This is a genomic window from Pararhodobacter sp. (genome assembly GCF_034676075.1).
GTDB lineage: Bacteria > Pseudomonadota > Alphaproteobacteria > Rhodobacterales > Rhodobacteraceae > Pararhodobacter.
Genome location: NZ_JAUCCQ010000026.1, coordinates 1 through 18226 on the forward strand (window position 1 = coordinate 1; position 18226 = coordinate 18226).

The following is an 18226-nucleotide window of genomic DNA, read 5'->3' on the forward strand; positions in this document are numbered from 1 at the left end:
CCGAACTTCACCCCGAGATCACCGCCTGGCGCCACGATCTGCACGAGAACCCCGAACTGATGTACGACCTGCCGCGCACCTCGGGCGTGGTGGCGGCGAAGCTTACGCAGTTCGGCTGCGACGAGGTGGTGCCGGGGATCGGCGTGTCGGGCGTGGTCGGTGTGATCCGGGGCCGCAAGACCGGCTCGGGCAAGGTGATCGGGTTCCGCGCCGACATGGATGCGCTGCCCATCACCGAGGCGACGGGGCTCGATTTCGCCTCGAAGACCCCGGGCAAGATGCATGCCTGCGGCCATGACGGGCACACGGCGATCCTGCTGGGCGCCGCCAAGTATCTGGCCGAGACGCGGAATTTCGACGGCACCGTGGTGCTGGCCTTCCAGCCCGCCGAAGAGGGCGGGGCAGGGGGCAAGGCCATGGTCGACGACGGGCTGATGGACCGCTGGAACGTGCAGGAGATCTATGGCCTGCACAACATGCCTGGCGAGCCGGTCGGCAAATTCGCGATCCGCGAGGGGGCGCTGCTGGCCTCGGCGGATGAATTCGAGATCAAGGTGACGGGGCGGGGCGGCCATGCGGCGATGCCCCATGCGGCGATCGACACCACGCTGGTCGCCAGCCATATCGTCATCGGCCTGCAATCCATCGTCGCCCGCAACATCGACCCGCTGGGCTCGGTCGTGGTGACGGTGGGCAGTTTCCACACCGATTCGGTGGTCTCGAACGTCATTGCGCACGAGGTCACGCTCAAGGGCACGGTCCGCACGCTGGATCCCGAGCTGCGGAAACTGGCGCACGAGCGGATCATTGCGCTGGTGCCGATGACCGCCCAGGCCTATGGCGCGACGGCCGAGGTGGATTTCCGCTGGGGCTATCCGGTGACGATGAACCACCCAGACCAGACGAAGTTCGCCGCCGATTGCGCCGCCGAAGTGGTGGGCGAGGCCAATGTCGACCGCGACACCAAGCCGGTGATGCCCGCCGAGGATTTCGCCTTCATGCTCGAGGCTCGGCCCGGCGCCTATATCTTTCTCGGCAACGGCGACACGCCGATGTGCCACCACCCTGCCTATCGCTTCGAGGACGAGGCCATCCCGGTGGGATGCTCGTGGTTCGTAACCCTTGCCGAACGCCGGATGCCCCTGGAGTAACGCTCATGCCCGTGAAGAACCGCTTCGCCGACTGGCTGCCTGAGATCGCCGCCTGGCGGCAAGATTTCCACGCCCATCCGGAATTGCGCTTCGATCTGCCCCGCACCGCCGGGCGGGTCGCGGAACTTTTACGCAGCTTCGGGGTGGACGAGATCACCGAGGGCGTCGGTCAGTCCGGCGTCGTCGCGGTCATCAAGGGGCGCCAGACCGGCTCGGGCCGGGTGCTGGGTTTCCGGGCCGACATGGACGCGCTGCCGATCCATGAGGCGACGGGCCTGCCCCATGCCTCGACCGAGGCGGGTAAGATGCACGCCTGCGGTCATGACGGCCACACCGCGATCCTGCTGGGCGCCGCCAAGTATCTGGCCGAGACGCGGAATTTCGATGGCACGGTGGTGCTGGCCTTCCAGCCGGCCGAGGAAATGGGCGGCGGCGCCAAGGCCATGGTCGAGGATGGCTTGATGGAGCGCTGGGGCATCCAGGAGGTCTACGGCCTGCACAACCGCCCCAACCAGCCGCTGGGCTCCTTCGCGGTGAAGCCGGGGCCGGTGCTGGCCGCGGCCGATTTCTTCGAGATCGCGGTGCGCGGCAAGGGCGGGCACGGGGCGATGCCGCATCTGGCGGCGGACACCACGCTTGCCGCGGCCGCCGTGGTCATGGCCCTGCAACAGGTCGTGGCGCGCAATGTCCCGGCGCTGCAACCGGCGGTGCTGTCGGTCACCGGCATGGCGACCGATACGATGGCGCATAACGTGATCCCCGATGCGGTCAGGCTGACCGGCACGGTGCGGACCTTCGACGTGCCCACCAAGCAGCTGATCAAGGAGCGCATCGCGCGCATTGCCGCGTCGACCGCCGAGGCCTATGGCGCCACCGCCACGCTCACCTATCAGGACGGCGTGCTGCCGACGATCAACTCGGGCCCCGAGGCCGAGGTGGCGCTGGCCGCCGCGCAGGCCGTCTCGGCCGAGATCGACACGGCCTTCGAACCCTCGATGGGCGGCGAGGATTTCGCCGATATGCTGGCCGTGCGCCCGGGCGCCTTCGTCTTCCTCGGCATCGGCCCCTCGGCCGACCTGCACCACCCGGAATATGAATTCAACGACGAGGCGATCCCGGCCGGCTGTTCCTGGTTTGCCACGCTTGCCGAACAGCGCATGCCGCTTTCGGCCTGAAAGGAGAGAGAGATGCCCGTCAAAAACCGTTTCGCCGAATTGCTGCCCGAAATCACCGCCTGGCGCCGCGATTTCCACGAGAACCCCGAACTGCTGTTCGACACCCACCGCACTGCCGGAATCGTTGCCGAGAAGCTGCGCGACTTCGGCTGCGACGAGGTGACCGAGGGGATCGGGCGCACCGGCGTGGTCGGGGTGATCAAGGGCATGGCCCAGGGCTCGGGCAAGGTGATCGGGCTGCGCGCCGATATGGACGCGCTGCCGATCTTTGAGGCGACGGGAGCGGAACACGCCTCGAAAACGCCGGGCAAGATGCATGCCTGCGGCCATGACGGGCATACGGCGATGCTGCTGGGCGCCGCCAAATACCTGGCCGAGACGCGGAATTTCGACGGCACCGTGGTGGTGATCTTCCAGCCCGCCGAAGAGGGCGGCGGCGGCGGCAAGGTGATGTGCGACGAGGGGCTGATGGAGCGCTGGGGCATCCAGGAGGTCTATGGCATGCACAACATGCCGGGCCTGCCGCTGGGCAGTTTCGCGATCCGCGAGGGCGCCTTCTTCGCCGCCACCGACACGTTCCGCATCGAGGTCGAGGGGCTGGGCGGCCATGCCGCGAAACCGCATGAGACGATCGACACGACCGTGGTCGCGGCGCAGATGGTGACGGCGCTGCAGACCGTGGCCAGCCGCAACCATGATCCGGTGAAGAACCTCGTCGTCTCGGTCACCTCGTTCCGCACTGAATCCGAGGCGTTCAACGTCATCCCTCAGCATGTCGAGCTGAAGGGGACGGTGCGGACCATGGATGCCGAGACCCGCGCCATGGCCGAAAAGCGTATCACCGCGCTCTGCACCGGCGTCGCCGAGGCCTTCGGCGCGGTGGCGCGGGTCGAGTATATCAAGGGCTATCCGGTGATGGTGAACAGCCCCGAACAGACCGAATTCGCGGCGCGCGTGGCGACCAAGATCGCGGGCGACTGCGCGCCCGCGCCGCTGGTCATGGGCGGCGAGGATTTCGCCTTCATGCTCGAGGAACGGCCGGGCGCCTATATCCTGGTCGGCAACGGCGACACGGCGATGGTGCACCACCCGAAATACGATTTCGACGACAATGCGATCCCGGCGGGCTGCTCGTGGTGGGCGGAGATCGTCGAGCAGCGGATGCCCGCCTGAGGCCGCGGGAGGGGGCGGGCTGGCGCGCGCGCCCAGAGAAACTAAAAGGGCGGGGGGCCAGCCCCCTCGGCCCCCTGCCGCGCCACGGGCGCGGCGTTCGCGGCTGAAACGCGCCACTGGCGCGTTTCCGAGACGCCGCTCACCCCCCGCCAAAGGGGACCCTCGGGCCCCCTTTGGAAACCCCCGAGGATATTTTCAGAACAAAGATGAAGATTAAGAGGGCGTTAACCTGCCATCTTTGTTCTTCAAATATCCTCGGGGGTGAGGGCCGCCCGGACGAGGCGCCGGTGGCGCGTCGTCAGGCCCGAACGCCCGGAGCGCAAGCGCAGGGCCGGACCAGCCCGCAGGGCAGAGGGGGCAGAAAGCCCCCCTTCCTTTTCCTCAGCGTCCGACGAATTCGAACGAGAATTGCCGTTGCGCGCCCTGGGGCGGGGCGGGGAAGGGCGCGGCGCGGCGGATGTGGTCGAGCGCCGCCTGATCGAGCGCCGCGCTGCCCGAGGCGCGGGCGATCTGCACCCCCGCCAGCCCGCCACCCGGCGCGATGGTGAAGGCCACGACCGCGGTGCCGCGCGCATTGACCCGGGCACGACGGACCCTCTGGATGCGCTGCATCACCTGGCCCGGGTAGTTCGAAGCCGCGGCATTGCCGGGGGCGGCGGCGGCCGCCTGCCGGGGCGCGGCTCGGGCGGCCGTGGCCTGTTGCTGGCCCTGGTCCGAGCCGCGCCTCGCGTCGCGGTCGGAATCGCCCGCGGCCTGGGCGGCGCTGGATTGTTGTGGCGGGCGCCGGGTCTCGGGGTCGGGGCGGCGCTGCGGGCGGGGGGTGTCGGCGGCGGCCATCTGGACCTCGACCTCGGGCGTGGGGGCGGTGGTCGGCGGGGTGACGGGCGCGGCGGCGGCGAGGGGAGTGGCTTGGGTCGCGGCGGGCGGTGTGGCGGACGTGCTTGCCACCGGCGTCGCGGCGGGGGCGGCGGTCAAGGTGGGGGTCTCGCTGGCCGGGGGGACGGCCTCGGGCGCGGTTTCGGTCAGGGTCCGGGGCGCGGCGACCGGGGGCGTCGTCGGGGCCTCGGCCGCCTCGGTCGCGGCCGGGGGCGTGTCGCTGGCCGTGGCGCGCGGCGCCACCGGCGACGGTGTCGGGGCGGCTTCGGTCGGGGTTTCCGGCACGGCCTCGGCCGCCTGCGAGGGCAGGGCGCCGCGGGTGAAGTCGCGGAAATCATTGCCGAGCGCGGCGATCTCGGCCACGCCGCCGCCTTCGATCATCAGCGACTCGCCGCGCCCGGCGAAGCCCGCCAGCACCGCGGCATGGGCGGCGAGCGACAGGGCTCCGGCGACGATCAGCGCCGGCCAGGCGGGTTCGGTGCGGGCAAAGCTCATTCGAGGGCCCTTTCTCCCAACAGGACCACCCGTTCCGCCCCGGCGCCGCGCAGCCCCTCGGCGAGGGACACGACCAGCGCCGCGGGCGCCGCCCGGTCGACCAGCAGGCGGGCGACGCGCGGCTCGGGCAGGGTTTCCAGATAGGCCAGCGCGCCCGCTTCGGGCGTGTCCGGCCAGTCGATGCCGTCGATGCGCAGCCCGCCCTCGGCGGTGATGACCAGCGCCTCGGGCGGGGCGCGGGTTTCCAGCTCGGCGATGCTGACCAGCGTCACCGACGGATCGGGCGAGGGGGCGATGGTCCCGGCGATCAGGAAGAAGATCAGCATCAGGAAGACGATGTTGATCAGGCCGATGGTCGGCTCGCCCTTGCTGCGAGTGGGCGTGGCGGCTCTCATCCCAGCACCCGCACGGCGAAGGGCGCCCCGCGCAGCGCGGCCAGGATATCGACCAGGCGCTGTGCCTCGACCCCCTCGGCCAGCGCGATGAGCGCCGTGCCCTCGGGTCCGGCAAGCTCGGTCAGCGCGGCGCGGAGGTCCTCGAGCGGAATGTCGCGGGCATTGAGGCGCAGCGACTCGGGGCCGAGCTGGACGAAGGCGGGCGGTGTGTCGGCGCTGCCCGCGCCTTGCGGCGCGGCGGTCAGTTCCAGCTCGCCCAGCTTGGTGAAGGTCGAGGTCAGCATGAAGAACAAGAGAAGCAGGAAGATCACGTCGATCAGCGAGGTGAGCGACAGACCGCGCCGTCGCGGCGCGGGCGTCAGGCGGCTGTCAGCCATGGCCGAGGCCGGCGCAGAGGGCGGTGTCGATGATCCGCTCGGACATCGCCGCCTCACGGGCGATGCGGGCGTCGAACCAGGCCAGCACCAGCGAGGCGGGCATGGCGACGGCCAGGCCCACGGCGGTGGTCAGGAGCGCGACCCAGATCCCGCCTGCCAAGGCCGAGGGGTCGACGGCGGCGCCCGCCGATTGCAGGCCCTGGAAGGCCTCGATCATGCCCAGAACCGTGCCGAAGAGCCCCAGCAGCGGCGCCACCTGCGCCACGGAATCGAGCAGCCTGAGCCCGGCCGAGAGCCGCGCCAGACGGGCCGCGGCCTCGCCCGTGAGGCGGGCGCGGAGCGCGGCCTCGTCGTGCTGGCCATCGCCCGCGGCATCGAGCGCGAGCAGGGTCACCGGCCCCAGATGGCTGGGCGCGGCCTTGGCCTGCTGGCGCGCCTCGGTGGCGGCGCCGCGGTCCCAGGCGGTCAGCGCCCGGTCCAGCGCGCCGTGGCGTCCGACGCCGAGGCGCAGGAATTGCCAGATCTTGGCCAGGATCAGGGCCAGCGCCACCAGCGACATGGCCAGCAGCACCATGACCACCGGGCCGCCCAGTTCCGCGACATTGGCGACGGCCTCGAACAGCGCGTTCATTGCAGCACCTCGATCGGGGTGACGGAGCGGGCTTCGATCGCCGCGCCGCAGCCCTCGGGCTCACAGCTGCTGACGCCGTTGATCAGGAGCCGCGAGACGCCCTCGCAGGTGATCCCGCCGATCTCGAAACTGCGGACCCGCATGCGGCCCGCGGGCAGGTCCTGCAGGTCCAGCAGCGTCATCGTCGCGACCCGCCCCTCGGTGTCGAAAAGCACCGCCTCCAGCACCAGCCGGTCGATATCGGCTTCGGTCCCGTTCTGGCCGACCAGCACGAACTGGCAGGCGCCGTCCCGGGGGTGGATGGCGTTCAGCTCGACGCTGACCGCCGGGGCGGCTTGATCGGGGGTGGATTGGGCGAGGGCGCTCTGCGCGGCGAGCATCAGCGCGCCGCAGAGGGCGGGGAATCGGACAGCCATCATGACCTCGGCTTGCAGGGTAAAGATCTGGCTGGCGCGATGGCTGGCGGGGACCGCGGAAACGAATTTTCCGCTTGCATGTTTCGGCTAGGATACCTAACAGATTTTGTCAAGTAACCGCGCCCTCTTCGGCGCGACCGCGCAATCCAGCCTTTCGCCAGACGCGCCTGCCCCCGCTGCCTTGGTCATGAAAGGGATTGCCATGTCCAGCCTTACCGCCCCCGACCTCACCTCCGAGGTGACCGCGCTCGACCGCTCGCCGCAGGGCCTGCGCGATGCCCGCGCCGGGAATCCGAAAAGCCGCATCCGCGATCTGGCCGAGCAGCTGGGCGTGAGCGAGGCGCATCTGGTGGCCTCGGGCGTCGACGGCAAGGGTGTGGTGCGCCTGACCTGTGACATCGACCGGCTGTTCCCGGCGCTGGGGAATCTGGGCCCTGTCATGGCGCTTACCCGCAACGAGCATTGCGTGCACGAGAAGGACGGCGCCTATCTGGACTATCACCCCGGGCCGCATGCGGCGATGGTGCTGGGTCCGGATATCGACCTGCGGATCTTCCCGCGCCATTGGGTGCACGCTTTCGCGCTGAGCGACGGCGACAAGCGCTCGATCCAGATCTTCGATGCGGCGGGGGATGCGGTGCACAAGGTGCATCTGCGTCCGGCCACGAATGTCGCGGCCTTCGAGGCGCTGGTTGCCGATCTGCGGGCCGAGGACCAGTCGGACGGGATCGAGACCCAGCCGCGTTCCCCGGTCGAGGCGGCGAAATCCAACGCCGAGAAGCGCGACATCCTGCTGAAGGAATGGGACGCGCTGACCGATACGCACCAGTTCCTGCGCCTCACCTCGAAGCTGAAGATGAACCGCCTTGGCGCCTATCGCATCGCCGGGGCACCCTATGCCGTGGCGCTGAAGCCCGAGGCGGTCGATGCCGCGCTGCGCGGTGCGGCCGAGGGGCAGGTTCCGGTGATGATCTTCGTCGGCAACATGGGCTGCATCCAGATCCATGGCGGCCTCGTCCACCGGATCGAGCAGATGGGCCCCTGGCTGAACGTGCTGGACCCGGGCTTCAACCTGCACCTGCGCTCGGACAAGATCGCCGAGGTCTGGCTGGTGCGCAAACCGACCAAGCACGGCATGGCAGTGTCGATCGAGTTCTTCGACGCCGACGGCATGGTCATCGCCCAGATCTTCGGCCAGCGGGCGCCGGGCAACGAACGCTCGGAACCCGCGCCCGAGGACAACAGCGGCCCGCTCCCCGGGACCGAGGGCTGGGTGGCGCTGACCGATGCGCTCGCCCAGACGCACGGGATCTGAGCCATGCGTGGATTGTTGGTTGTGGCGGCTCTGGCCGCCACGCCCACCCTGGCGCAGGACCGCGTCGTGGTGGCGGGCTCGGCGCTGTGCGAGGTGGTCGCGGCTTTGGGGCAGGTGGATCGGGTGGTCGGTCGGGATACGACCTGCCTCTACCCCGAGGTTTTCGCGGAACTGCCCGATGTGGGCTATCTGCGGGCGCTGTCGCCCGAGGGGCTGCTGTCGCTGGATCCCGATCTGATCCTCGCCGATGTCGATGCGGGCCCGCCCGCGACGATGGATCTGGTCGCGGCCAGCGCCGTGCCGGTGGTGCGGATCGCGGCCGATTTCACCGAGGCCGGTGTCATCGCCCGAATCGAGGGGGTGGCGGGGGCGCTCGGCGTCGATCCGGCGCCGCTGGTGGGGTCGGTGACCGAGGGTTTCGCCACCCTGGCCGAGGCCCGCGCGGCGGCTGAAAGTCCCCGGGTGCTGTTCATCCTGTCGGCGGCTGGCGGCCGGGTGATGGCGGCGGGGCAGGGCACCGCGGCGCAAGGCATCCTGACGCTGGCCGGGGCGCAGAACGTGCTCGACGGGTTCGAGGGCTATCGCCCCCTAACCGACGAGGCCATCGCCGCCGCTGCGCCCGACGCGATCCTGATGATGGACCGCTCGGGCGATCATGCGCTGGACGATGCGGCGATCCTGGCCCATCCGGCGCTGGGGCTGACGCCCGCGGCGCAGAACGGGCGGATCGTGCGGATGGACGGCGCGCTGCTGCTGGGCTTCGGCCCGCGCACGCCCGAGGCGGCGCTGGCGCTCATCCGGGCGCTGGAGGGCTGAGCCGATGGTGGCGCTGACCCCTCCGGTCCCGTCCGGCGACCGCGCGCCCCGGGCGCAGAAGGTGACGCTGGCGCTGGTGGCTCTGCTGCTGGCGGCGGGCGTGGCCTCGCTGGCGGTGGGCGCGGCGGGGGTCTCGCCCTGGGCGGTGCTGGGCGACTGGCTGGCGGGTGAGGCCATCGGGCTGCGTGAGCGGGTGATCCTGTTCGACATCCGCTTGCCGCGGCTGGTCACCGGGGCGCTGGTCGGCGCCTCGCTGGCGGTGGCCGGGGCGGTGATGCAGGGCCTGTTCCGCAACCCGCTGGCCGATCCCGGCATCGTCGGGGTCAGCGCGGGCGCGAGCCTCGGTGCGGTGCTGGTCATCGTGCTGGGCGGTCTGCTGCCCGCCGGGCTGCTGGCGCTGGCGGGGTCGCATCTGGTGCCGATCGGCGCCTTCCTCGGCGGTTGGGCCAGCACGCTGCTGCTCTACCGGATCAGCACCCGGGCCGGGCGTACTTCGGTGGCGACGATGCTGCTGGCCGGGATCGCCATGGCGGCGCTGGCGGGTGCGGGAATGGGCGTGCTGATCTTCCTCGCGGACGACGCGCAGCTCAGGGACCTGACCTTCTGGAACATGGGCTCGCTGGCCGGGTCCAGCTGGACCCGCCTTGCCGCCGCGGCGCCGGTGATGATCCTGGGGCTGCTGGCGGTGCCCTTCATGGCCCGGGCGCTGAACGCGCTGTCGCTGGGCGAGGCGACGGCCATGCATCTGGGGATCCGGGTGGAGCGCGCCAAGCGCCTCGCCATCCTCGCCGTTGCGGCGATGACCGGGGCGGCGGTGGCGGTCTCGGGCGGGATCGGCTTCGTCGGCATCGTCGTGCCGCACCTCTTGCGCCTCGCCATGGGGCCGGATCACCGCTTCCTGCTGCCCGCCGCGGGCCTGCTGGGCGCGGCGCTGCTGATCGGCGCCGATATGGTCGCGCGCACCATCGCCGCGCCTGCCGAACTGCCCATCGGCATCGTCACGGCGCTGGCGGGCGGGCCGTTCTTCCTGTGGATCCTGCTGCGCAAGCGCGGGCTCGTGGACCTCTGACATGCTGGACGCCGAAACCCTTTCCGTCACGCTGGGCCGCAAGCCGATCCTGAAGGGCATCGACCTTGAGGCAAGGGCCGGGACGCTGACCTGCATCGTCGGGCCGAACGGCTCGGGCAAGACGACGCTGCTGCGCGCGCTGACGGGCGAGGTGGCCTCCTCCGGGCGGCTGTGCCTTGACGGGCAGGACCTGCGCAGCCTCAAGCCCGAGGCGCTGGCGCTGCGCCGGGCCGTGCTGCCGCAATCGGTGCCGCTGGCCTTCCCCTTCACCGTGCTGGAAATCGTGCGGCTGGGCCTGACCGGCGTGCCGGGGGCCGAGGCCCGGGCGCTGCCCTCGCAGGCCTTGCACCGGGTGGGGCTTGGCGGCTACGAGGGGCGGCTTTTCCAGGAGCTGTCGGGCGGCGAACAGCAAAGGGTGCATCTGGCGCGGGTCCTGTTGCAGGTCTGGACGCCGGTGGTCCATGGCCTGCCGCGCTGGCTGTTCCTCGATGAACCTGTGGCTGCACTCGATATCGGGCACCAGCTGCAGGTGATGCGCATCGCCCGGGATTTCGCCGAAGCGGGCGGCGGGGTGATCGCCGTCATGCATGACTTGAACCTCACCGCCATGGTCGCCGATCAGGTCTGGCTGATGACCGCGGGCCGCATCGCCGCGCGCGGCAGCCCGGCCGAGGTCTTCACCGATGCCACTCTTGCCGCCGCCTATGGCTGCGCGATCCGCGTGTCCACGCCGCCGTCCGACGGCACCCCCTTCATCCTGCCGCAAGCCGCGGCCTGATCCATCCAACTGCCAGCCCCTCGCCAGCATCAACAACAACAACCAAACGAGGGACCCATGTCACCCACCATCCGCCGCCTCGGTGCGGTCTCGACGCTGGCGCTTGCCACCGCGCTTTCCACCCCCGCCGCCGCGCAGGCCACCGGCGAGGGCGTCTTCACGCTGCTGGGCCGGATCATCCTGTCTGCGGGCCGTGCCCGGGTCGCCATCGACACGCCGCAGGCCGTGACCGCGCTGGAACAGGAAGACCTGGACCGCGAACAGGCCACCACGCCCGGTGAATTGCTGCGCGCCGTGCCCGGCGTTCAGGCCTTCGGCGGCGAGGCGATGACCGGCCAGTTCCTGAACATCCGCGGCGTCGGCACGCAATCGGCCTCGGATGAGAATCGCATCGTCGTCACCATCGACGGCGTGCAGAAGTACTTCGAGCAATACCGCGTGGGCTCGCATTTCGGCGAGCCGGACCTCTATCGCCGCGTGGAAGTGCTGCGGGGGCCGGGCGCGTCCCTGCTCTATGGTTCGGGCGCCATCGGCGGCGTCGTCGCCTTCGAGACGCGCGAGGCCTCGGACTTCCTGACCGGGGACGAGAACACCGCGCTGCGCTTCCGCCTCTCGGGGCAGTCGAACGCGGGCTTTTCGGGCTCGGCCATCCTCGCCCATCGCTTCAACGAGCGTTTCGAGATCCTGGCCGCGCTGACCACCCGGCAGGAGCAGGATTACGAGGCGGGCGGCGGCGTGCCGGTCGCCGGCTCGAACCTGTCCAGCCAGTCCGGGCTGGTCAACGCCACCTGGCGGCCCTTCGACGACAGCGAGCAGAGCCTGCGCTTCACGCTGTCGCGCTGGACCACCTCGGGCGTGCAGGTGCCCTATTCGGCCTATGGCAACTTCTCGGTCTTCGGCAATGTCGACCGGGTGGTGACCGATGACACGGCGCAGATCACCTGGGAGAACCCGGCTTCGGACAATCCCTGGCTCGATGCCCGGGTGCAGCTGAGCTATTCGCGTTCCGAGGTCGACCAGTCGAACGCCACCGGCTATCCCGGCTGGCCCTTCTCGCCGCCCTATTCGATCTTCCAGGATTCGGTCTATGCCTACGAGACCCTGTCGCTGAACGCGCGCAACACCATCACCATGGAAGGCGCCAACTGGCAGAACTACCTGACCTTCGGCGCCGAGGCGGCGCAGCGCGAGCGGGTGCAGATCTCGGGCGCCTCGACCCTGACCTCGCACCCGGCCGGGCAGAGCGATACCTGGGGCGTCTTCGTGCAGAACGAATTCGTGCTGAACCAGGACTTCACGCTGCTGGCCTCGCTGCGGCATGACCGCTCGCGCATGGTGGCGACGGCCGGGGTCGATCCGGCCTATCTGAACGTGCCGGTCACGCATTCGGGCACCGCCGCCTCGCTGTCCGCGCAATACCGGATCAACGAGGCCTGGTCGGTCTTCGGCACCCTGGCCGAGACGACGCGGCTGCCGTCCCTGGACGAGGTCTTCGACAGCGGCACCTCGGGCGGCGTCTCGTCGATGGGGCTGCGGCCGGAACACGCGCGCACCGTCGAGCTGGGCGTCGCCTGGCAGGGGCGGGGCCTGATCACCGAGGGCGACGGGCTGGACCTGAAGCTCACCGCGTTCAACAACCAGTTCCGCGACCGGATCGAGCGGGTCGGCATCGTCGGCCAGCCCAGCTTCCAGAACATCGGCCGGGCCCGGATCCGTGGCATCGAGCTTGAGGCCTCCTACCAGTCCGACCTGTGGTTCGGCCGCAGCGCCGCCAGCTGGATCGAGGGCATCGACCAGAGCACGGGCGACCGCCTGGCCTCGACCCCGGCGCCGGAGCTGATGCTGGAGATCGGCCGCCGCCTGCCGCAGCAGAACCTGGAAATCGGCTGGCGCGGCACCTTCGCGGGGCCGGTGACGCTGGCTTCGGGCGACCGGTTCCCGGGCTATGCGGTGCATGACCTGTTCCTGACCTGGCGGCCGCAGAGCGGGGCGCTGCGCGGGATCGATGTGCAATTCGCCGTCAACAACGTCTTCGACCTCAACTATTACAACGCGCTCGACGGCTCCTATGCCACCTCGCTGCCGCGCCGGGGCCGGGATTTCCGCCTGACGCTGGGCCGCACGATCACCTTCTGAACCGTCGTCACCCTGTTTGATGGCAAAATGGCCGGGCGCATCCCTTGCGCCCGGCTTTTGCGTCTTGCGGCTGAAAGCACTGACTTTTTGCCGAATGTATACATTCAGAGGTTTGCGTTGGTTGCGACACTCGGGCGCCGAGCTAGTCGCTGGATGCAAGGCTGCGTCCTAGGCATCTGAAAAAAATATAGGCTTCTCCCGTGGTGGCGCGGTTTCTTGCTGCTTTGCAGCATCAGAAAACCGTCTTTCGCGGTGTCAAATCTCTTGAAATGTATCCGGGGCAATGCATCATGGCGCTGCCTTGTCGTCTGGGGAGGTTGGGCAGACAGGGTCCGTTGCGCGGGGCCGGCATCCATCTGGATGCCCGGCATTCCGGGGAGGAGGCCGGCGGCGACGCCGGGTCGGAGCGAACGGCGGCCACAGGGCCGACAACGATGACAAAGGGGAGATGTCACATGTATCGCAGAACGTTCACGCAGCTTGCGGCTGCCGCCGTCGCGCTGGCGGCCGGGGCCGGGATGTCCCTGGCGCAGGATACCATTCGCATGGGCGCCGCCGCGCCGCAGACCGGCCCGCTGGCCGGGGGCGCGACCGTCACCCACTGGCCGGCGGTGCGGCTCTGGGTGCATCAGACCAACGAGGCGGGCGGGCTACAGGTGGGCGATCGCCGCATGACCATCGAGCTGGTGGAATACGACGACCAGACCAACCCGCAGCAGGCCATCCAGGCCGCGCAGCGTCTGGCGACGCAGGATCAGGTCGATTTCATGGTCGCGCCCTATTCCACGGGCATGAACCTGGCCGCAGCGCCGATCTTCGCCCAGCTCGGCTATCCGATGATCACCGGCACCGCGGTCACCGACCAGCAGCCGGCGCTGGCGCAGCAGTTCCCGAACATGTTCTTCGTGCTGGGCCGGACCTCGATCATGGCCGAGGATACGGCGCATGTGCTGGTCGGCATGCGCGACCGGGGCGAGATCGGCAACCGCGTGGCGCTGGTCAACGTGGCCGACGCCTTCGGGATCGAGATGGCGGGCATCTCGCGCGGGGTGCTGGAATCGAACGGGTTCGAGATCGTCTACGAAAGCTCGTATCCCCTGGGCACGCAGGATCTGGCGCCGGTCATCGACGGGGCCAAGGCCGCGAACCCCGATGCCTTCATCGCCTGGTCCTATCCCGGTGACACCTTCGCGCTGACCGATCAGGCCATCGTGCAGAACTTCGCGCCGCATGTGTTCTTCACCGCCGTCGCCACCGCCTTCCCGGGCTATGCCGCCCGTTTCGGCGACCAGATCGAGGGGGTGATGGGCATGGGTGGCGTCAATGCCGATGACCCGGCCTTCCAGGCCTTCGCCGAGGCGCATATGGAATTCGCCGGTCAGGCGCCCGATTACTGGGCCTCGGCCGCGACCTATGCCACGCTGGAAATCCTGGGTCAGGCGATCGAGGCCACCGGCTCCATCGACCGCGCCACGGTGCTTGCCTATCTGCAGGACCGCTCGCACGAGTATTCGACGATCCTCGGCCCGGTGAACTTCAACGAAAACAACGACAACGAGCGGTACTGGACCGTCGGCCAATGGCAGGGCGGCGTGTTCCGGGGCATCGCCGCGCGGGGTCGTGACGGCGCCGTGGCCGCCGAGCTGTTCGACGGCTGGAACTGATCCCGGCGGGCGGCGCGTGTCCTTGCGCGCCGCCCCCACCGGCAAGACGGCGGATCTGACCCGATGTTCATCCTGATAACCGGCCTGTTGCTGGGCGGGACCTATGCGCTGATCGCGCTGGGGCTCAACCTGCAATACGGCGTCGCGCGGATCATGAACCTGGCGAATGGCGAGATGCTGGTCGCGGGCGGGTTCGCCGCTTTCTGGCTCTATACCGCGGGGCAGATCAACCCGGTGGCGGCGCTGATCGTCATCGCGCCGGTGGCCTTCGTGGTCAACTGGCTGGTCTACCGCTTCATGCTGCAACCGCTTGTGAAACGGGCCAAAAGCCGCGGCGCGCTGGAGGTCGATTCGATCCTGGCGACGTTCGGGATGTCCTTCGCTTTCGTCGGCATCATGACCTGGGCCTTCGGCGGCGGCTATTTCAACTATGCCTTCCTCGCCCAGCCGCTGGAGATGTTCGGCAGCTCCTACGCCCAGAACCGCGTCGTCGCCTTCGTGCTGGCGGTGGTGATCGGCGGGGCGCTGTGGCTGTGGCTGACCTATTCCCGCGTCGGCCTGAACCTGCGGGCGGTGGCGGTAAACCCGGCCTCGGCCTCGCTGGTGGGTGTCGACGTGCGCCGTGCTTCGGCGCTGGCCTTTGCTTTGGGCGGGGCCGTGACGGCCACGGGCGGCGCGCTGGTGTCGATGTTCTTCACGCTCGATGCCTCGGTCGGCGTCCTCTTCACCATGAAGGCGCTGATCATCATCATCATGGGCGGGGTGGGCGACATCCGGGGGACCATCGTCGCTGCCGTGATCCTCGGCATCGCCGAGACGGCGGTGGCGCGGCTGGTTGATCCGGGCCTGACGCTGGCCGCGGCCTATCTGCTCTTCCTGCTGGTGCTGCTCTTCAAGCCCGCGGGACTTTTCGGAAAGGCCCGGGGATGAGCGGCACCGACTGGCGCAATCTGGCCATCTCGGCCGCCCTGCTGGGTCTGGCGGCGCTGCTGCCGGTCTATGGCAGCCCCTATTGGCTGACCATGGGCACAACCATGGCGATGTTCGTGGTGCTGGCGACCAGCTGGGCGCTGTTTTCGGGCCCCACGCATTACATCTCGCTCGCCACTGCCGCCTTCTTCGGCATCGGCACCTTCGTCACGGGCCTCGGGTTCCAGAGCCTGCCGTTCTGGGTGCTGCCGCCCTTGGCCGCGATCATCGGCGCGGTGCTGGCGGCGCTGGTCGGGCTGGTGACGCTGCGCCTGTCGGGCGTCTATTTCGTCATCTTCACCCTCGGCCTGGCCGAGATGGTGCGGCAGGTCGTGACCTGGGTGCAGAACCAGACCGGCCATCGCGGCATGTATGTCCTGACCTCGATCACTGAGCGCGAGATCTACTGGATGCTGGTGGGTCTGGGGGCGCTGGTCTTCCTCGCGGGCTGGCTGATCGGTCGCTCGCGGCTGGGTTTCGCGCTGCGCATCATCGGCAATGATGAGACGGTCGCGAAACACGCCGGCATCGACACGGCTCTGGCCAAGGTCGCGCTTTTCATGGTGCCGGGCGCCGTGGCCGCCGCGACCGGGGCGATCCTCGCGCCGCGTTACATCTACATCGAACCCGCCACCGCCTTCGCACCTCTGCTGTCATTTCAGGTCGTCATCATGGCGCTTCTGGGCGGGACCGGGCGGCTCTGGGGGCCGATTGCGGGTGTGATCCCCTTCAGCCTGCTGTGGGAGGCCATCACGCGGCAGGCGCCGAACCAGACGCTGCTGCTGCTGGGCATCGCCTTCCTGGTTATCGTCTACCTGCTGCCCGGCGGTTTCGTCGGCCTCTGGGACCGCTTCCGCCGCCGCTTCGGAGGCCGCTCATGAGCCGGATTGTCCTGCAGGTGAGGAACGTGACCAAGCGCTTCGGCGGGCTGGTCGCGGTCCATGACGTGAGTTTCGACGTGACCGAGCATTCGGTCATGGGGCTGATCGGGCCGAATGGCTCGGGTAAATCCACCATGATCAACATGATCTCGGGCAGTTTCGCGCCGACCGCGGGCTCGATCCGGCTGGAGGGGCATGAACTGGCGGGCAAGCCCGCGCACAAGGTGGCGCGGCTGGGGGTGGGGCGGACGTTCCAGCTGGTGCGGCTGCTGCCGGAACTGAGCGTTCTGGACAACGTCATCGCCGGCGCCGCCTTCGGCCATCGCCGCCGCTGGGGGGCCGAGGCGAAGGCGCACGCCCTGACGCTGATCGAACGGCTGGGGCTGAGCGCCGTCATGGGGATGCCCGTCTCGGCGCTGACCTATATCGACACCAAGCGGGTGGAACTGGCGCGGGCGCTGGCGGGCGACCCGGAGGTGCTGCTTCTGGACGAATGGCTGGCGGGGCTGAACCCGACGGAACTGGGCACCGGGATCGCGCTGATCCGCTCCTTGCGCGACGAGGGGCGGACGATCATCCTTGTCGAACACGTCATGGACGCGATCCGCAGCCTCTGCGACCGCTGCGTGGTCATGTCCTCGGGTACCAAGATCGCCGAAGGGACCCCGGCCGAGGTCCTGTCCGACCCCGAAGTGATCCGCGCCTATCTGGGGGATGACGATGCTTGAGGTTCACGAACTCGCCGTCCGCTACGGCAAGCATATCGCGCTGGCGGGCCCGTCGCTGAAGGTCAGCCCGGGCGAGATCGTGGTCATTCTGGGGGCCAACGGCGCCGGGAAATCGACGCTGCTGAAGGCGATTGCCGGGGTCTGCGAGGGGCAGGTCTCGGGCGCGGTCAGCGTGAGCGGCGAGCCGGTGATCGGCCTGGCGCCGCACAAGGTGGTGGAACGCGGGATCGCGCTGGTGCCCGAGGGGCGCGGCATCTTCGGCGAGCTGACGGTGCGCGAGAACCTGATGCTGGGCGCCAATCCCCAGCGCGCCCGCGAAGAGGTCGAGGCGCGCTACGAGCAATTGACGCGGCTCTTCCCCAAGCTCAGCGACCGGGCGCGGCAGGTGGTGCGCACCATGTCGGGCGGCGAGCAGCAGATGGTCGCCATCGGCCGGGCGATGATGTCGAACCCGGAAATCCTGATGCTGGACGAGCCGAGCCTCGGCCTTTCGCCGCTGCTGGCCAAGGAATTGTTCCAGACGCTGAAGAAGGTGCGCGAGACGGGGCTGGGGATTCTGGTGGTCGAACAGAACGCCAAGCTGAGCCTCGCCATCGCCGACCGCGGCTATCTGCTGGAGAACGGCCGCATCCTGCGCGAGGACAAGGCCTCGGTCCTGTTGCACGATCCGGCGGTGCAGGCGGCCTATCTCGGCGGTGCGGCGGGGCATGCCACGGGACCGGCCAAGGCCCCGGCCGCGCCGGTGCTGCAAACCAGCGTGCCCGCGCCGCCGACGCCGCAGGTCCGCGCCAAGCCGATCCGCTCGGTCCCGTCCTCGGAAATCTCGGGCCTCGACATCGACGCCATCGTCGCCGGCGCTGCGCGCAAGGCGCCGGGGGTCACGGCGCCCCGGACCCTCAGCCCCGGGGCAATGCAGGCGGCGGTGAGCCAGCGCTCGGCCGCGCTGAAAGCCTCGCTCGACGCAATCGAGGCCGCCGCGCGGCAGGCCCGGTCGCGTCCCGCCGCCAGCAGCCTGCCGCCCTTGCGCCCGACCGCGCGGCCCGCGACCCCCGCGCCGACCGCCCCCGTCGCCGCCCCGGCGAGTGCGCCGGAGGCTCCGCCGATCCCGGCCTCGGGCGCCCGGGTCGAGGTCTATACCCGGCGCCCCGGCACCGCCCAGTTCAGCAGAAGCGAGGTCTGAC

18 protein-coding genes are annotated in these 18226 nt (G+C 69.6%); 13 read left to right on the forward strand and 5 right to left on the reverse strand.

The window, feature by feature from the left end; genetic code table 11:
• The 3 genes from VDQ18_RS09975 to VDQ18_RS09985 form a co-directional block, all read left to right on the forward strand.
• Positions 1 to 1151, forward strand: a 1151-nt coding sequence (locus VDQ18_RS09975; protein ID WP_323020792.1) for a M20 aminoacylase family protein, incomplete at its 5' end; no start/stop codon positions are given.
• A 5-nt stretch (positions 1152 to 1156) separates the two neighbouring features.
• A complete protein-coding gene (locus tag VDQ18_RS09980) occupies positions 1157 to 2326 on the forward strand; it encodes an amidohydrolase (protein WP_323020793.1) in 1170 nt (389 codons plus the stop codon).
• Between the two features lie 12 nt (positions 2327 to 2338).
• A complete protein-coding gene (locus VDQ18_RS09985) occupies positions 2339 to 3499 on the forward strand; it encodes a M20 aminoacylase family protein (RefSeq protein WP_323020794.1) in 1161 nt (386 codons plus the stop codon).
• Between the two features lie 381 nt (positions 3500 to 3880).
• Here the strand turns inward: VDQ18_RS09985 and VDQ18_RS09990 are convergent, their stop codons facing one another.
• Genes VDQ18_RS09990 through VDQ18_RS10010 form a run of 5 tightly spaced genes read right to left on the reverse strand, consistent with a single transcriptional unit; the run spans position 3881 to position 6689 of the window.
• Positions 3881 to 4870 carry a TonB family protein gene (locus VDQ18_RS09990; protein ID WP_323020795.1) on the reverse strand — a complete coding sequence of 330 codons (990 nt, stop codon included), beginning with the start codon at positions 4868 to 4870 and terminating at the stop codon, positions 3881 to 3883.
• Positions 4867 to 5265 carry an ExbD/TolR family protein gene (locus VDQ18_RS09995; RefSeq protein WP_107750575.1) on the reverse strand — a complete coding sequence of 133 codons (399 nt, stop codon included), beginning with the start codon at positions 5263 to 5265 and terminating at the stop codon, positions 4867 to 4869. Before VDQ18_RS09995 ends, VDQ18_RS09990 begins: the two co-directional genes overlap by 4 nt.
• On the reverse strand, positions 5262 to 5642 hold the full coding sequence (locus tag VDQ18_RS10000) for an ExbD/TolR family protein (RefSeq protein ID WP_323020796.1): 381 nt from the start codon (positions 5640 to 5642) through the stop codon (positions 5262 to 5264). Before VDQ18_RS10000 ends, VDQ18_RS09995 begins: the two co-directional genes overlap by 4 nt.
• Positions 5635 to 6273, reverse strand: a complete 639-nt coding sequence (locus tag VDQ18_RS10005; protein ID WP_323020797.1) for a MotA/TolQ/ExbB proton channel family protein — start codon at positions 6271 to 6273, stop codon at positions 5635 to 5637. The genes VDQ18_RS10000 and VDQ18_RS10005 overlap by 8 nt, the downstream gene beginning before the upstream one ends.
• Positions 6270 to 6689 (reverse strand): hypothetical protein, encoded by a 420-nt coding sequence (locus VDQ18_RS10010; RefSeq protein ID WP_323020798.1) that lies wholly within the window; start codon positions 6687 to 6689, stop codon positions 6270 to 6272. Before VDQ18_RS10010 ends, VDQ18_RS10005 begins: the two co-directional genes overlap by 4 nt.
• Positions 6690 to 6891: 202 nt before the next feature.
• On the opposite strand from VDQ18_RS10010, the gene VDQ18_RS10015 reads away from it, so the two are divergent.
• The 10 genes from VDQ18_RS10015 (at position 6892) to VDQ18_RS10060 (ending at position 18225) form a co-directional block, all read left to right on the forward strand.
• Positions 6892 to 8004: a hemin-degrading factor gene (locus tag VDQ18_RS10015; RefSeq protein WP_323020799.1), complete on the forward strand. Its 1113-nt coding sequence runs from the start codon at positions 6892 to 6894 to the stop codon at positions 8002 to 8004.
• Between the two features lie 3 nt (positions 8005 to 8007).
• Complete coding sequence (locus VDQ18_RS10020) at positions 8008 to 8820, forward strand: heme/hemin ABC transporter substrate-binding protein (RefSeq protein ID WP_323020800.1); 813 nt, start codon at positions 8008 to 8010, stop codon at positions 8818 to 8820.
• Between the two features lie 4 nt (positions 8821 to 8824).
• On the forward strand, positions 8825 to 9889 hold the full coding sequence (locus VDQ18_RS10025) for an iron ABC transporter permease (RefSeq protein ID WP_323020801.1): 1065 nt from the start codon (positions 8825 to 8827) through the stop codon (positions 9887 to 9889).
• Between the two features lies 1 nt (position 9890).
• Positions 9891 to 10667, forward strand: coding sequence for a heme ABC transporter ATP-binding protein (locus VDQ18_RS10030; RefSeq protein WP_323020802.1), 777 nt, complete (start codon positions 9891 to 9893; stop codon positions 10665 to 10667).
• A gap of 57 nt (positions 10668 to 10724) precedes the next feature.
• Positions 10725 to 12803, forward strand: a complete 2079-nt coding sequence (locus VDQ18_RS10035; protein WP_323020803.1) for a TonB-dependent receptor domain-containing protein — start codon at positions 10725 to 10727, stop codon at positions 12801 to 12803.
• A 455-nt stretch (positions 12804 to 13258) separates the two neighbouring features.
• Positions 13259 to 14467: an amino acid ABC transporter substrate-binding protein gene (locus VDQ18_RS10040; RefSeq protein ID WP_323020804.1), complete on the forward strand. Its 1209-nt coding sequence runs from the start codon at positions 13259 to 13261 to the stop codon at positions 14465 to 14467.
• Between the two features lie 63 nt (positions 14468 to 14530).
• Entirely contained in the window at positions 14531 to 15397 is an 867-nt protein-coding gene (locus VDQ18_RS10045; RefSeq protein ID WP_323020805.1) for a branched-chain amino acid ABC transporter permease, read from the forward strand.
• Positions 15394 to 16317 carry a branched-chain amino acid ABC transporter permease gene (locus VDQ18_RS10050; RefSeq protein WP_323020806.1) on the forward strand — a complete coding sequence of 308 codons (924 nt, stop codon included), beginning with the start codon at positions 15394 to 15396 and terminating at the stop codon, positions 16315 to 16317. Before VDQ18_RS10045 ends, VDQ18_RS10050 begins: the two co-directional genes overlap by 4 nt.
• Positions 16314 to 17045 carry an ABC transporter ATP-binding protein gene (locus VDQ18_RS10055; RefSeq protein WP_323020807.1) on the forward strand — a complete coding sequence of 244 codons (732 nt, stop codon included), beginning with the start codon at positions 16314 to 16316 and terminating at the stop codon, positions 17043 to 17045. The genes VDQ18_RS10050 and VDQ18_RS10055 overlap by 4 nt, the downstream gene beginning before the upstream one ends.
• The gene (locus VDQ18_RS10060) at positions 17038 to 18225 is read left to right on the forward strand and encodes an ABC transporter ATP-binding protein (protein WP_323020808.1); all 1188 of its coding nucleotides are present in this window, start codon (positions 17038 to 17040) and stop codon (positions 18223 to 18225) included. Before VDQ18_RS10055 ends, VDQ18_RS10060 begins: the two co-directional genes overlap by 8 nt.
• The last annotated feature ends 1 nt before the right edge of the window (position 18226 follow it).

What these genes read in the sequence shown, in the direction of transcription:
- VDQ18_RS09980 (WP_323020793.1), top strand. Translation starts at nt 1,157, where the DNA reads ATGCCCGTGAAGAACCGCTTCGCCGACTGGCTGCCTGAGATCGCCGCC.
- VDQ18_RS09985 (WP_323020794.1), top strand. Translation starts at nt 2,339, where the DNA reads ATGCCCGTCAAAAACCGTTTCGCCGAATTGCTGCCCGAAATCACCGCC.
- VDQ18_RS09990 (WP_323020795.1), bottom strand. Translation starts at nt 4,870, where the DNA reads ATGAGCTTTGCCCGCACCGAACCCGCCTGGCCGGCGCTGATCGTCGCC.
- VDQ18_RS09995 (WP_107750575.1), bottom strand. Translation starts at nt 5,265, where the DNA reads ATGAGAGCCGCCACGCCCACTCGCAGCAAGGGCGAGCCGACCATCGGC.
- VDQ18_RS10000 (WP_323020796.1), bottom strand. Translation starts at nt 5,642, where the DNA reads ATGGCTGACAGCCGCCTGACGCCCGCGCCGCGACGGCGCGGTCTGTCG.
- VDQ18_RS10005 (WP_323020797.1), bottom strand. Translation starts at nt 6,273, where the DNA reads ATGAACGCGCTGTTCGAGGCCGTCGCCAATGTCGCGGAACTGGGCGGC.
- VDQ18_RS10010 (WP_323020798.1), bottom strand. Translation starts at nt 6,689, where the DNA reads ATGGCTGTCCGATTCCCCGCCCTCTGCGGCGCGCTGATGCTCGCCGCG.
- VDQ18_RS10015 (WP_323020799.1), top strand. Translation starts at nt 6,892, where the DNA reads ATGTCCAGCCTTACCGCCCCCGACCTCACCTCCGAGGTGACCGCGCTC.
- VDQ18_RS10020 (WP_323020800.1), top strand. Translation starts at nt 8,008, where the DNA reads ATGCGTGGATTGTTGGTTGTGGCGGCTCTGGCCGCCACGCCCACCCTG.
- VDQ18_RS10025 (WP_323020801.1), top strand. Translation starts at nt 8,825, where the DNA reads ATGGTGGCGCTGACCCCTCCGGTCCCGTCCGGCGACCGCGCGCCCCGG.
- VDQ18_RS10030 (WP_323020802.1), top strand. Translation starts at nt 9,891, where the DNA reads ATGCTGGACGCCGAAACCCTTTCCGTCACGCTGGGCCGCAAGCCGATC.
- VDQ18_RS10035 (WP_323020803.1), top strand. Translation starts at nt 10,725, where the DNA reads ATGTCACCCACCATCCGCCGCCTCGGTGCGGTCTCGACGCTGGCGCTT.
- VDQ18_RS10040 (WP_323020804.1), top strand. Translation starts at nt 13,259, where the DNA reads ATGTATCGCAGAACGTTCACGCAGCTTGCGGCTGCCGCCGTCGCGCTG.
- VDQ18_RS10045 (WP_323020805.1), top strand. Translation starts at nt 14,531, where the DNA reads ATGTTCATCCTGATAACCGGCCTGTTGCTGGGCGGGACCTATGCGCTG.
- VDQ18_RS10050 (WP_323020806.1), top strand. Translation starts at nt 15,394, where the DNA reads ATGAGCGGCACCGACTGGCGCAATCTGGCCATCTCGGCCGCCCTGCTG.
- VDQ18_RS10055 (WP_323020807.1), top strand. Translation starts at nt 16,314, where the DNA reads ATGAGCCGGATTGTCCTGCAGGTGAGGAACGTGACCAAGCGCTTCGGC.
- VDQ18_RS10060 (WP_323020808.1), top strand. Translation starts at nt 17,038, where the DNA reads ATGCTTGAGGTTCACGAACTCGCCGTCCGCTACGGCAAGCATATCGCG.